Source organism: Variovorax sp. Soil_C_19 (assembly GCF_057657255.1).
Genome location: NZ_JBDGIV010000006.1, coordinates 36,845 through 49,741 on the forward strand (window position 1 = coordinate 36,845; position 12,897 = coordinate 49,741).

Annotated in this window: 13 protein-coding genes; 6 read left to right on the plus strand and 7 right to left on the minus strand. The window is 68.3% G+C overall.

Going from position 1 to position 12,897, the window contains the following annotated elements; translation table 11 throughout:
- The first annotated feature begins 41 nt into the window (after positions 1 to 41).
- The 4 genes from AC3A6R_RS14565 to AC3A6R_RS14580 are packed head-to-tail and all read left to right on the plus strand — an operon-like array spanning position 42 to position 5,085.
- On the plus strand, positions 42 to 1,430 hold the full coding sequence (locus AC3A6R_RS14565; protein ID WP_487864696.1) for a DUF1254 domain-containing protein: 1,389 nt from the start codon (positions 42 to 44) through the stop codon (positions 1,428 to 1,430).
- A gap of 5 nt (positions 1,431 to 1,435) precedes the next feature.
- Positions 1,436 to 2,770 (plus strand): DUF1254 domain-containing protein, encoded by a 1,335-nt coding sequence (locus tag AC3A6R_RS14570; RefSeq protein WP_487864697.1) that lies wholly within the window; start codon positions 1,436 to 1,438, stop codon positions 2,768 to 2,770.
- The gene (locus AC3A6R_RS14575; RefSeq protein ID WP_487864698.1) at positions 2,767 to 4,047 is read left to right on the plus strand and encodes an alkyl sulfatase dimerization domain-containing protein; all 1,281 of its coding nucleotides are present in this window, start codon (positions 2,767 to 2,769) and stop codon (positions 4,045 to 4,047) included. The genes AC3A6R_RS14570 and AC3A6R_RS14575 overlap by 4 nt, the downstream gene beginning before the upstream one ends.
- 36 nt (positions 4,048 to 4,083) lie before the next feature.
- The gene (locus tag AC3A6R_RS14580; protein ID WP_487864699.1) at positions 4,084 to 5,085 is read left to right on the plus strand and encodes a Bug family tripartite tricarboxylate transporter substrate binding protein; all 1,002 of its coding nucleotides are present in this window, start codon (positions 4,084 to 4,086) and stop codon (positions 5,083 to 5,085) included.
- A gap of 21 nt (positions 5,086 to 5,106) precedes the next feature.
- On the opposite strand, the gene AC3A6R_RS14585 is transcribed toward AC3A6R_RS14580, so the two are convergent.
- The 5 genes from AC3A6R_RS14585 to AC3A6R_RS14605 form a co-directional block, all read right to left on the minus strand.
- A complete protein-coding gene (locus AC3A6R_RS14585; protein WP_487860556.1) occupies positions 5,107 to 5,424 on the minus strand; it encodes an NIPSNAP family protein in 318 nt (105 codons plus the stop codon).
- 56 nt (positions 5,425 to 5,480) lie between these two features.
- Entirely contained in the window at positions 5,481 to 6,458 is a 978-nt protein-coding gene (locus tag AC3A6R_RS14590) for a tripartite tricarboxylate transporter substrate binding protein (protein WP_487864700.1), read from the minus strand.
- A gap of 32 nt (positions 6,459 to 6,490) precedes the next feature.
- Entirely contained in the window at positions 6,491 to 8,206 is a 1,716-nt protein-coding gene (locus AC3A6R_RS14595; protein WP_487864701.1) for a thiamine pyrophosphate-binding protein, read from the minus strand.
- Positions 8,207 to 8,326: 120 nt separating this feature from the next.
- A complete protein-coding gene (locus AC3A6R_RS14600; RefSeq protein ID WP_487864702.1) occupies positions 8,327 to 9,271 on the minus strand; it encodes a helix-turn-helix domain-containing protein in 945 nt (314 codons plus the stop codon).
- Positions 9,272 to 9,533: 262 nt separating this feature from the next.
- Positions 9,534 to 10,025 carry a nucleoside deaminase gene (locus AC3A6R_RS14605; protein ID WP_487860552.1) on the minus strand — a complete coding sequence of 164 codons (492 nt, stop codon included), beginning with the start codon at positions 10,023 to 10,025 and terminating at the stop codon, positions 9,534 to 9,536.
- Between the two features lie 281 nt (positions 10,026 to 10,306).
- Between AC3A6R_RS14605 and AC3A6R_RS14610 the strand changes: the two genes are divergently transcribed.
- Both AC3A6R_RS14610 and AC3A6R_RS14615 read left to right on the plus strand, forming a co-directional pair.
- Entirely contained in the window at positions 10,307 to 10,747 is a 441-nt protein-coding gene (locus AC3A6R_RS14610) for a hypothetical protein (protein ID WP_487860551.1), read from the plus strand.
- A 47-nt stretch (positions 10,748 to 10,794) separates the two neighbouring features.
- Positions 10,795 to 11,106, plus strand: coding sequence for a hypothetical protein (locus tag AC3A6R_RS14615; RefSeq protein ID WP_487860550.1), 312 nt, complete (start codon positions 10,795 to 10,797; stop codon positions 11,104 to 11,106).
- Positions 11,107 to 11,194: 88 nt separating this feature from the next.
- Here AC3A6R_RS14615 and AC3A6R_RS14620 read toward each other — a convergent pair whose 3' ends face one another.
- Together AC3A6R_RS14620 and AC3A6R_RS14625 are read right to left on the minus strand one after the other, a co-directional pair.
- On the minus strand, positions 11,195 to 11,815 hold the full coding sequence (locus AC3A6R_RS14620) for an NADPH-dependent F420 reductase (protein ID WP_487860549.1): 621 nt from the start codon (positions 11,813 to 11,815) through the stop codon (positions 11,195 to 11,197).
- 86 nt (positions 11,816 to 11,901) lie between these two features.
- Positions 11,902 to 12,870: a quinone oxidoreductase family protein gene (locus AC3A6R_RS14625; protein WP_487860548.1), complete on the minus strand. Its 969-nt coding sequence runs from the start codon at positions 12,868 to 12,870 to the stop codon at positions 11,902 to 11,904.
- Between the last annotated feature and the right edge of the window lie 27 nt (positions 12,871 to 12,897).

The following is a 12,897-nucleotide window of genomic DNA, read 5'->3' on the forward strand; positions in this document are numbered from 1 at the left end:
CGCATCCCTCCCCTTTCACCCATCCGTCCGAGGTCCTTTCCATGAACGCTTCCGTCTCCGCGCCCGATGCAACCGCCGCCCGCAAGGCCGCCGCCCGATCCATCGGCCTGGCCGCCTTCGTCTATGGCTATCCGCTCACCGAGACCTACCGCACCTGCGCCATGCAGACCGCGCCGCGCGCCGAACGCCGCATCGGCACCTCGGCCGGCTCGGACGTGCGAGCGCCGCTGAACACGCTGCACCATGCGCCGCGGCCCTCCACCGACGAAGACCGCGACGTGGTCACGCCCGCCAACGACCTGCTCTACACCATGGCCTGGGTCCACCTCGCCGACGGGCCGATGCTGCTCACGGTGCCCGCGTCGGCGCGGCATCCGGGGCGCTACTTCGTGCTGCCGCTCTACGACGCCTACACCGAGAACTTCGAGAACCTGGGGCCGCGCAACTGCAACCCCGAGGGCGAGACCGTGGTGCTCGTGGGCCCCGGCGGCACGGTGCCCGACGCGCTGGCCGGCCACCGCGTGGTGCGCTGCCCGACCGACCTGGTCTGGCTGATCGGTCGCATCCTGGTGGGCGACGAGAGCGACTGGCCGGCCGCCCGCGCGCTGCAGTCGGAGATCCGGCTCGCGCCCGCGCCCGGCACGGTGCAGCAGGGACGCCCGGCCACCGTCGAGCAGTGGGCCGGCCCGCACGTGGACGCCATGGCCGCCGCCTTCGAGCACGGCGAGCCGGCCGCGCAGGTGGCGCCGCGCTTCTTCACGAACCTTTGCCATGCGCTGGCCGAGGCGCCGGGCCGCATCGAAGACCGCGGCCTCGTCGCATGGTTCGGCCAGGCCGGGCTGCTGGCCAACGCCGCGTTCTCGTGGGAGGCGGTGGACGCACCGCTGCGCGAAGGCCTGGTCGAGGGCTTCGCCGAGGGCGTGCAGTTGGTCGCGGCCGTGGGCGCCAACCGGCGGCCCAGGCCCTGGTCGATGACGCCCGCCACCGGACGCTACGGCAACGCGTACCTCGGCCGCGCGCGCACCGCCTACCTGGGCCTCGGCGCATTGGCCACCAGCGAGGCGGTGTACGCCGCCTCGCACCACGACGCGAACCAGGAACCGCTCGATGGGCAGCGCCGCTACGCGATGCGCTTCGAGGCCGGTGACGCACCGCCGGCAGACGCCTTCTGGTCGGTGACGCTGTACGACAGCGACCGCTTCCTCTACCCCAACCCGCTGCGGCGCCATGCCATCGGCGACCGCACGCCGGGCCTCAAGCGCGGCGCCGACGGCAGCCTCGAACTGAGGGTGAGCCACGCGCGCCCCGCCGACACGGCCAACTGGCTGCCCGCGCCGGCCGGGCGCTTCTACCTGATCCTGCGCATGTACCACCCGCGCGAGGGCGTGCAGAGCTGGCGCATTCCGGCTCTTCAGGTGCAGCAGGACTGAACACGATGCAGCCGCACGCCGACAACCTGCAAGCCCTGGCCGAAGAGGCCGTGGTCTACGCCTATCCGCTCTACGAGATGCGCCGCATGCGCGCCGCCACCTCGCCGCGGCGCACCGACGCCCACGGCGAGGCGCCCGAGCCGCAGCGCTGGTGCAACGTGTTCACACACGCACGCCAGCTGCTGCGCGCGGGCAAGAGCCGCGTCGTGACGCCGAACAACGACACGCTCTACACCAACGCCTGGCTCGACCTCGGCGAAGGCCCGCTCGTGATCGACGTGCCCGACACCGCCGGCCGCTACTACGTGCTGGGCCTGCTCGATTTCTTCACCAACCCCTTCGCGCACCTCGGCCAGCGCCTCACGGGCACAGCGGCGCGCGCGTTCGTCGTCACGCCGCCGGGATGGCGCGGCACGCTGCCCGCGGCCTTCGATGCCCCGGGCGCACGCATCGAGGCGCCCACACGCTGGCTGTGGATCATCGGGCGACTGCTGGTCGACGGGCCGGAGGACGTGGCCGCGGTCAACGCGCTGCAGGACGGGTTCGTGGTGCGCACGCTGGCCGACTGGGAGGCCGGCCGCGCCTCGCCGCCGCGCGCCTTCGACCCCGCCTGCGACCCGAAGGCGCCACTCACGGCCGCGCACTTCGCGGCGCAGGTGAACGCGGCACTGCGCGACAACGCGCCACCGCACGGCGACGCGGCAAAGCTCGCGCGCTATGCGGCGCTCGGCCTCGGCGCCGGTGCAGGGCCGCTCGACGAGCGCCGCCGCGCCGCGCTGCAGGCCGCGCTCGACACCGGGCTGCCGCGGCTGCGCGAGGCGCAGTCGGGCCGCACCACGGCGTCGGGCTGGGTGCAGATGCCGCTGGTCGAAGGCAGCTTCGGCGACGACCACCTGGCGCGCGCACTGGTCGCACTCAAGTACATCGGCATGCTCGAAAGCCGCGAAGCCACCTATCCGATGGCCTGGCACGACGCGGCGGGCGAGGCGCTCACCGGCGAGCGCCGCTACACGCTTCGCTTCGCGCCTGGCGCACTGCCGCCGGTCGACGCCTTCTGGTCGCTCACGATGTACGACGCGCGCGATTACATGCTGGTGGACAACCCGATCGACCGCTACGCCATCGGCGACCGCACGCCAGGCCTGCAGCGCGATGCGGACGGCGGCCTCACGCTGCACATCCGGCACGCGCGCCCCGAGGGCGCCGCCGCCGAGGCCAACTGGCTGCCGGCACCCGAAGGCGCCTTCTATCTCTGCCTGCGCGCCTACATGCCGCGCGCCGAACTGCTCGACGGCCGCTACCTGCTGCCGCCGCTCACCGCCAACAAGGACACCGCATGACCGCCATCGCTGCCAAGCCAGACCACAAGACCGAAGAAGAAGAAAAGCCGTTCCTCATCGTCGGCGCCGGCACCGACACGGTGGCGCCAGGCCTTCACATCCTGCGCGGGCAGGGCCAGTCGTTCGTGGCCGAGACCGATGCGGGTCTCGTCGTGGTCGATGCCGGCCCGGGCGGCTCGGTGACCGCGGGCATGATCGACGCGGTGCGCCGGCTCAGCGATGCGCCGGTGCATGCGCTGTGCTTCAGCCACGGCCACATCGGCTACAACGCCGGCGTGCCGATGTGGCTGGCGCATGCCGCCGCGCGCGGCGACGCGCCGCCGCGCATCATCGCGCACCGCAACGTGCCGCGCCGGCTCGCACGCTACAGCGAGACGCTGGCGCTGCAGCACCGCATGGCCGAGATCCAGTTCAACCGCCCCGCGGGCTTCTTCGACCGCCGGCTGGCGACGCACGCGCCGACCGAAACCTTCGAAGACCTGCTGCAGATCGGCAGCGGCGAGCAGCGCATCGAACTGCGCTGGGCACCTTCGGAGACCGACGACGCGATCGCGCTCTGGAGCCCGGCGCAGCGCGTGCTCTACGGCGGCGCGGCACTGATCGATTCGATCCCCAACATCGGCACCCCGTTCCGCACGATGCGCGACACGGTGCGCTGGGCCGACACGCTCGATGCGCTGGCGGCGCTGGGCGCGCGCAAGGCGGTGCGCGAGTTCGGCGCCACGCTCGAGGGCGAGGCGCAGGTGCGGCACGTGCTCACGCACACGGCCCGCGCGCTGCGATGGCTGCGCGCCGAGGTGGTGCGGCTCATGAACGAGGGCCTCAACGAGCGCGGCATCCTGGCGCGCATCCGCTTTCCGGACGAGCTGTTCGCGGTCGACTGGATGAAGCCCACCTATGGCGACCCCAGCTACATCGTGCGCGACATCTACCGCTCGGAGAACGGCTGGTGGGACCGCAACCCGACCTCGCTGCATCCGGCGGCGCCCGAGGCGGTGGGCCGCGCGGTGGCCGACGCGATCACCGACAAGCGCGGCGTGATCGAGCGCGCGCGCACGCTGGCCGCCGACGGCCAGTGCCAGCTGGCGCTGCATGTGATCGACCTGCTGGCCACCGCCGAGGGCGAGGCGCCCGAGATCGCCGAGGCGCGCGCGCTCAAGGCCGAATGGCTGCGCCAGCGCGCGCGCGAAGTGCCCAGTTACGTCTCGCGCAACCTGTACCGCGTGGGCGCGGACATGATCGAGCAGGGCACGCAGGCGCGCTTCGGCATCCATTGATTGAACGACCGACCCGATTTCCAGGAGACAAGAACCATGACGAGCCCGCATTTCCTTCACCGCCCCCTTCGCGCACTCGCCTGCGGCGCGTTCGCAGCCGCCTGCGTGGCCGCGGCCGCCCATGCGCAGGGCCCCGATGCCTACCCGGACAAGCCCGTCACGCTCGTGGTGCCGACCGCCCCCGCGGGCGGCACCGACACCATCGCGCGGATCTTCGCCGAGGCGCTCGGCAAGGCGCTCGGGCAGACCTTCATCGTCGACAACCGGCCCGGCGCCAACGGCATCCTCGGCGCCGAACTCGTCGCGCGCGCGGCACCCGACGGCCAGCGGCTGCTGTTCACCTATGCCGCGGCGATGGTCGTGAACCCGAGCCTCTACAAGAAGCTCTCGTACGACCCGGTAAAGGACTTCGCGCCGGTGGCGCAGATCGGCCGCGGCGGCAACTTGCTGCTGGTGCGCAAAGACCTGCCGGTGAAGACGATCCAGGAGTTCGTCGCCTACGCCAAGGCCCGCCCCGACAAGCTCAACTACTGCTCGTGGGGCGCCGGCTCGGGCGGCCACCTGGCCATGGAAAGCCTCAAGAAGCAGGCCGGCCTGGTGATGACGCACGTGCCCTACAAGGGCAGCGGCCCCTGCGTGCAGGACCTCGCGGGCGGCCAGGTGGATGCCGCGTTCGCCGACATCTCGTCGACCGTGGAGATCGTGCGCGCAGGCCGCATCCGCGCCCTGGCGAACAGCGGCCCCGGGCGCATTCCCATGCTGCCCGACGTGCCGACGATGACCGAGAGCGGCTATCCGTTCAAGAACTACGCCTGGTACGGCCTGCTGGCCCCTGCCAAGACGCCGCCGGCCATCGTGAAGAAGCTCAACGACGCCGTGAACCAGGTGCTGCGCGACCCGGCGGTGGTGCGCCGCATGCACGACCTCAACTTCAACGACCTGCCGCAGAACACGCCCGAACAGTTTGCCGCCACGATCCGGCAGGACCTGCAGGACTGGGGCGCGCTGGTGAAGGACATCGGCCTCACGCTCGAGTGAGCGGCCGATGCGCTCAGCACCTCAAGGCTTGAAGAACGAGGTCGGCACCATGAGCTTCGTCTCCTGGGAGACGAGGTAGGCGGCCTCGGCGCTCTTGTCGAGGTAGCCGGCCCAGGCCGGGTCGCGCTGCATCGCGGCGCGCTTGTCGGCGCGGTCCTTCGCGTCGGCGAAGACCCAGATGTGGGTGTAGCTGTTGACGTTGCCGGTCTCGGTCTGCAGATAGGCCAGCGGTTCGCCCAGGTGGCGCCGCTGCACGTCGAAGCCGTGCTCGGCATAGAGCGCCAGGTGGCGCTTGAGGGTGCCGGGGCGGCAGGTGTAGGTGCGTACGTCGTAGAGCATGGGCTGTGGGTTCCTTGGCTTGAAGTTCGAAGAAGAAAAGGAGAAAGGGTCTGGGTTCAGTCCACGGTGGCGCCCGAACGCTCGACCAGCGCACCCCAGCGCTTCACCTCCTGCGCGACGAAGGGCTGGAAGGCTTCATGCCGGTCGCCGATGGGATCGGCGCCGAGTTCCTTCAGGCGGGCCTGCACCGCGGGATCGGCCACGGCCGCGGCGATCGATGCCGACAGCTTGGCCACCACCGGTGCCGGCGTGCCGGCCGGCGCGAACAGGCCGAACCACGAGCGCGCGTCCATCTGCGGATAGCCGGCTTCGGCGAAGGTCGGCACCTCGGGCAGGTTGGCGCGCCGCGCCTTGCCCGTGACCGCGAGCGGCCGCAGCTTGCCGGCCTGCACCTGCGAGAGCACTTCGGGCAGGTTGGCGAACATCGCCTGCACCTGGCCGCCAATGAGGTCGGTCTGGGCGAGCGCGCCGCCCTTGTAGGGCACGTGCATCATGCGGGCGCCGACCATCGTATTGAACTGCTCGCCCGCCAGGTGCGCGGCGGTGCCGGTGCCACCCGAGGCGAAGTTGAGCTTGTCGCCCTCGGCCTTGGCATGGGCCGCGAACTCGCCCGCGTTGCGCGCCGGCACGCCAGGGTTGACCACCAGCACGAGCGGCACCGAGGCCAGGTTCGAGAGCGCGGCGAAGTCCTTCGTGAGGCTGTAGTCGAGCTTGCGGTAGAGCGTGGCGTTGATCGCGTGGCTCGAGGTGGCCATGAGGATGGTGTAGCCGTCGGGCGTGGCGCGCGCCACGGTGACGGCGCCGATGTTGCCGTTGGCGCCGGCCTTGTTGTCGACGACGACCGGCTGGCCGAGCGAGTCCGACATCTTCTGGCCGACTACGCGCGCGATCACGTCGGTGGCGCCGCCGGGCGCAAACGGCACAACGATGCGGATGGGGCGCACCGGGAACTCGGCGGCAGCCTGTGCATGGGCCTGCGTGAGCGCGCAGGCGCCCAGGGCCGCGAGGGCCGAAGCCCGCAGCAGTTTGTTCATGTGTTTTGTCTCCTTGGTGGTGATGAATCGTGTCAGGCCGCGGCGCGCTGCTGTTGCTTTTGCTTCTGCTGCAGCAGCGCCTTCTCGCGCAGTTCGCTGAGCGTGGCGCGCGGGGTCAGGATCTCGGGCTCGATCGCGAGTTCGATGAGTGCCGCGCCGCCCGCGGCCAGCGCGCGCTGCAGCGCCGGCGCGAACGCTTCGGTGCGGGCCACGCGCTCGGCCTGCAGCCCGAACGACTGCGCATAGCGCACGAAGTCGGGGTTGCACAGGTCGGTGCCGATGGGGCGGCCGGGGTAGTGCATCTCCTGGTGCATGCGGATGGTGCCGTACATGCCGTTGTTGAAGACGATGAAGACGATCGCGAGGTCGTGCCGCTTCACGGTCGCGAGCTCCTGCGAAGTCATCAGGAAGCAGCCGTCGCCGGCCAGGCACACCACCTGCCGCGACGGATGCTGCAGCTTGGCTGCTATGGCGGCCGGCACGCCGTAGCCCATGGCGCCGCTGGTCGGCGCAAGCTGGGTGTTCGGCCGCGAGAACGGGTAGTAGCGGTGCGCCCAGGCGCTGTAGTTGCCCGCGCCGTTGGTGAGAATCGCATCCGGCGCGAGCGTGTCGCCGAGCGCCTGGATGACGCGCGCCGGGTCGAGCGCGGCCTCGCGCGCCACGGGCGTGGTGTAGCGCTCGTAGTTGGCGCGCAGCCGGTCGCGCCAGGCCTGCCGCGGGGTCGCCGCATCCACCGCCGGCAGCAGGGCAGCCGCCTCGGCGAACGGGGACACGGCGCTCAGGATGCTGACGGCGGGCTGGTAGACGCGCCCGAGCTCCTCGGCGCACGGCAGCACATGCACGAGCTGCTGGCGCGGCAGCGGCACGTCGAGCAGCGTGTAGCCGCTCGTCACGATCTCGCCGAGCCGCGTGCCGACGGCGATCAGCAGGTCGGCCTCGCGCACCGCCTGGGCCAGCTCGGGGTTGAGGCCGATGCCGACCTCGCCGACGTAGTTCGGATGGCGGTTGTCGAACAGATCCTGCCGGCGAAATGCGCAGGCCACGGGCAGTGCGTTCTGCACCGCGAAGCGCTCGATCGCGGCGCGGGCCTGCGGGCGCCATCCGGGGCCGCCGAGCAGCAGCAGCGGCCGCTCGGCCGCGGCCAGGCGCTCGTGCAGGCGCTGCATGGCGTCGGGGGCGGGATGCGCCGCGGGCACCTCCACGCGCGGCACGGCCAGCGGCATGGCGGCATCGGTCAGCATGTCTTCGGGCAGCGCCAGCACCACGGGGCCGGGGCGCCCCGACATGGCCACCGAGTAGGCGCGCGCCATGAATTCGGGCACGCGCGCGGCGTCGTCGATCTGCGCCACCCACTTGGTGAACGGGCCGAACATGCGGCGGTAGTCGATCTCCTGGAAGGCCTCGCGCTCGATCATGTCGCGCCCGACCTGGCCGATCAGCAGGATCATCGGCGTCGAATCTTGGTACGCGGTGTGCACGCCGATGCTCGCGTTGGTGGCACCCGGCCCGCGCGTGACCATGCAGATGCCGGGGCGGCCGGTGAGCTTGCCCTGGGCCTCGGCCATGAAGGCGACCGCGCCTTCGTGGCGGCAGGCGACGACGCGCATGGCGCCCTGCTGCGCATGCAACGCATTCAGCACGTCGAGGTAGCTCTCGCCCGGCACGCAGAACACGGTGTCGGCGCCTTGCGCCAGCAGCGCGTCGACGATCAGCTCGCCGCCGGTGCGCAGTGGGGTGGATTCGTTCATCGCCAGCCATCGGGCCGCCCATGACGGCGGCAGAGTTTCAGATGGAAGGACTTTAGGCAGCCGGGCGCCGAAGGGGGTAGGACGATTGGTCGCTCGCCTTGTACTTTTCGACGGCGCGGACTAGGGGCTTACGCCAGGGGTCCCAGGGGTGCCGTAGCGCTTCTTGAACTCGCCGGGCGTCATCTGCGTGCGCTTCTTGAAGAAGCGGCTGAAATACGCATGGTCTTCGAACTGCAGGTGGAACGCGATCTCGGCCACTCCCATGCCGGTGTTGCACAGGAGCCGCTTGGCCTCGAGCACGCGGCGCTCGTGCACCAGTTCGCCGGCGGTCTTGCCGAGCGTGCGCTTGACGGCCTCGTTGAGCTGGCGCTCGGTGACATGCAGCCGCTCGGCATAGTCGCCGAGCGGGCCGAACTCCAGGTAATGGCGGTCGATCAGCAGCCGGAAGCGCTTCGTCAGTGCGTAGCTCTGCGGCGAGGCGCCCTCGGCCGCGCGTTCGGGGTAGAGCCGCCGCAGCCGCGTCAGCAGCACCAGCAGGTAGGAGCGCACCACGTCCAGCCGCGCCTCCTGGCGGCCGAGCATCTCCTGCTCCATCTCGAGCAGCAGCGGGAGCAACGCGTCGTGCTGCGCCTGTTCGAGGTAGAGCACCGGCGCGTCCGAGGCGATGTGGAAGAACGGGTACTTGGCGATGTCGTCGGCGCGCGGGAACATCTGCACGAAGAACTCGGCGCTGAAGTTGATGACGAAGCCCTTCGGCGGCACGTCGGAGGCCCAGGCGTGCAACTGGCCGGGCGAGACGAAGAACACCGTGTTGGCGCGCACCTCGAAGGTCTCGAAGTCGAGCAGGTGCGTGCCCGCCGCCTCGCTCATCCAGAGCAGGTGGTAGTAGTTGTGGCGATGCGGAAACCCGCGCGGAATGTCCGGGCGCGATTCGAGCCGCACCAAGTCGAAATGGAACGCGCCCGACTCGCCGCTGAAGTCGGAGCTGTCGAAGACGGGGAAATCGGTGGGGGACGGAATGGGCACGGCCTGGGTGAAGTCGCGAAAGTATCGCGCATCCGCCACAGGGCCAGCCTCCGCCAGCCCAATAGGTAAACTCAATGACAGAAATGTAAACTTTCTAACTCATTTTGTACGAAACCGCTTACAGTCGCGCCATGACGAAAAGACGAGTTCACATGTCCGTATTGATGGCGGAACTCAAGATGCTGCAAGCCCGTGCCAAGGCGGGCGACTGTGCCGCCATCCGCGTCCTTTGCAAGGGGGGCGAGCATCGAGCCCCGCCTTCGTGGATCGCCGACGCAGCACGCTGCAGGGAGCGGTCGGCCTAACGACGACCCAGCGCCGCGATCTTCCGCGGCCCGGCCCACGCTTCGAGGATGTCGATGGCGTCCTGCGCCGAATGCTGCTCGGCAGGAGTCAGCCCGGCCTCCAGCGGTGCGCCTGCCACGCGGCGCAGTTCATCCACGTCGATGGGATGCCGGTCCGCGACCGGCAGGCCCTCGAACACCACGCCGGACTGCGCCAGCGAAGCCGCATAGAACAAGCGGCGGATGCCCGCCACCCGCATGGCGGCGACGCACATCGCGCAAGGCTCGCATGAGGAATACATCTCGCAGCCTGCCAGGTCGACGCGCTGCAGCCGCCGGCATGCGTCCCGGATCGCTTCGACCTCTCCGTGCGAAGTGGGATCGAAATGGGCGACCGAATGATTGAAGCCTTCGCCGACCACCTGCCCATCCTTCACCACCACCGCGCCGAAGGGCTCGGTGCCGGGCTCCGCGATCGCGCGCGCTGAAAGCGCCAGCGCCTGCTTCATGAATTTCTCTTCGTACATCTTTGCTGCTCCTGCGTCTGTCTGAAGGGGTGCTGTCGATTTTTAATTGGGATGGCACTGCGGAACGACACTGTTCTTTCGTCAACGCGCGATCGCGCTTTCGTCCGTCGGCGCGAAGGGTCGCCCGATGGCGCTGCGGCCAGGCGTCGCACGGCCGGCCCGTGCAGAATGCAACCAATAGCCGGATCCGGCCAGAAGCGGCCCTCGCCGGCATCGAACACTTGTAAGCTGATACGCGCAGAATATCTTCCAACGAATTCACCATGAGAAACGAGAACGTCACCCTGCTGCTGGGAATCCTCTCGGTAGTCGCAGTCGCTGAGACGGCTATCGGCTACGCTCATAGCGTCGATGCCCGTGGATGGTGGCCCCTAGGCCTTTCTGTCGCTCTGCTCCTGTATACAGGCTATAGCGTTTTGTTTGGCCTCATCGCCGGCGACCGCATTCTGCCCATGACGTACATCTTGGGAGTGAATGGAGTGCTTGCCGCAGTCCGAGTTCTGACCAGCTACCTTTTCTATACCCTTCCCATCGATTGGGGTGCAGTCAACGCGGGTATGGCCAAGCTCACCTTCTTCCAGTCTCTTGTGCGCAGCGGATGGGCGCTCTACTTGTTGCCCATTCCTTTCCTGGTTGCACACTCTGTCGCGGTCCGGACAAACTGGCTCGGCGTCAAACCGCAGCCCCGGACCTCCGCAGGGTGACTGATATCGGCCAAAAGCGGACCTCCAGCACAAGACCCAATACGCTCATGAACACCGTATCCACGTTGACTGCTGCGGCGAACGATTTCGCCGACCGTCTGACGCTCGCGAAGCGCATCGCCTTGCGTGACGAAAACCTGTCCACGGCAACCGCGGAGAACTGGCACTGGTTTGAAGAGGTCATCGTTCTGTACGACCTCCGCAATTCGTGCAGCCCAGTGGTAAGGGACTTCAGGGCGCTCAGCGGTGACGACGACGGGGCAATAAGCTATCTTTTCAGTCGCAGTCATGAGCCGATTCTTGAGGCCGAGCGCATCTTGCGACAGGCCCAGCTAAGCTTGCGGGCGGCTCTGTCGTAGTACTGCGATCGGCCAGAAGCGGAAGTTCGCCTGTGCGGCCGAAATCGGTGGCAGCAGCAGCCATTGGACCAGTCCGCCACCTCTTGGCTTAGTGCGCGCGGCTGTAGACAAACGCGGCGTTCGTTCCCCCACCCTGCCGCACAGCAAGTTCGATGTTCAAATGCGCGATTGCTTCCAGGTATCGCGCAGACTTCAGCGGCCCGGCGTTGACGGGTGCAAGACCCATTTGAGCGCCCAGCGCCATGATTCTTATCGCCGCCGCTTCGTTGTCGCTGGCAACGAAGAGCGTGAGGGGCTGCCCGTCGCGGTCGAGCCGGGCCGGCTTCAACACGTCGGCAAAGATCGTGTTGAAGGCCTTGGCGACGAGCGATTCGGGAAGCATTCGCGCGACCTGCTCGGCGCCGGAGTCCTCTTCACCGATCAGGATCGGCGACCAGTCCTTCGCGACCGGGTTGGTCGCGTCTATGACGATCTTGCCGATCAATGCATCGGCCAGGGGCAGCATCACCGCTTTCACGGCATCAAACGGTATGGCGATGAAGACGAGGTCAGCGCCGACTACCGCCTCGGCGAACGTTGTGTAGGGCATCCCGGACGGCGGCGAGCCCGCGCGGTTCCGCACACCCAGGCTCACGCGATGACCTTTGGCCATCGCCAGCGAGGCCACTGACTGGGCGATTTGACCGCCCCCGATGAATGCAATCTTCATGGCTGAACTTTCTGAAGTGTCTGGTGAACTTGAACAGGCGGAGCGCACACCTTGGCCCTAAGGCAAGGCGTTAGACGCTTCAGCGATCACAAGGACACGATCACGCGTCCGGACGGGCGGTCCTCAACCAGGCACCGCAAGGCTTCTGCTGTTTGTGCGAACGGGAATACCTTGGCAACGATGGGTCTGATCTTTTTGTTCGCCAGAAGCGCGCTGACACCCTGCCAGGCCAGGGCCCGCCTTTCGGGGCTCTCCAAGAGAAAATTGAAGCCGCGAATCTGTGCCGACTTCCAGATCAGGTTCGTGACGTCAATCTCCGAGGCGCGTCCAGCCGAATAGCCCACGGTGACGATCGTTCCTTGAGGAGCGAGAACCTCCATCGCAGCGGTCAGAACCGCACCGCTCAGGCCGTCAACCACGACGTCGACGCCGCGACCATCGGTCAATTCTCGGATGGCCTCGACCAGTGATCTCTTCTGCATATCGATGACATGCTCGAAGCCTGCTTCCCGCGCGCGCTCGGCCTTGCCCGAGGTGCTCGTCGACGACAGCACGAGGGCGGCATCTCGGGCGCGGGCTAGTTGGAGCGTTGCATTGCCGATGCCGCCGAACACCCCGGGGCTGAAAACGACTTGTCCAGGTTCGAACCCGGCCATCTCCAGCGCTATCCACGCCGAGATATAAGCGACGGGCAGGCCTGCAGCCTCGATGAGATCGATGTTGTCCGGCAGCCGGTAAAGCATGGATTTCGGCACGGCCACGAACTCGGCGTAGGCACCCGCTTCCAGAACGCCGAACGGACCGCCGAACACCACACGTGTTCCTGCAGGGAAGTCGGCATCTCCCTGCTCGACCACGCCCGAACCCTCGTTTCCGAGTATCAGAGGCGCGGTCACCATGGGCATCCTGCCGTGCAGGATGGAGTGATCGACGACGTTGACGCCAGCCGCGGCGACTCGCACTAGAAGGCGATCTCCCGTTGGTCTCGGCATCACGACGTCCTGACGTTCGAGCCCTCCAAAGCCTGTGAATGAATGTGCAACGAATGCATGCATGTTGGGTTCTTTCGCGGTGTGGATCGC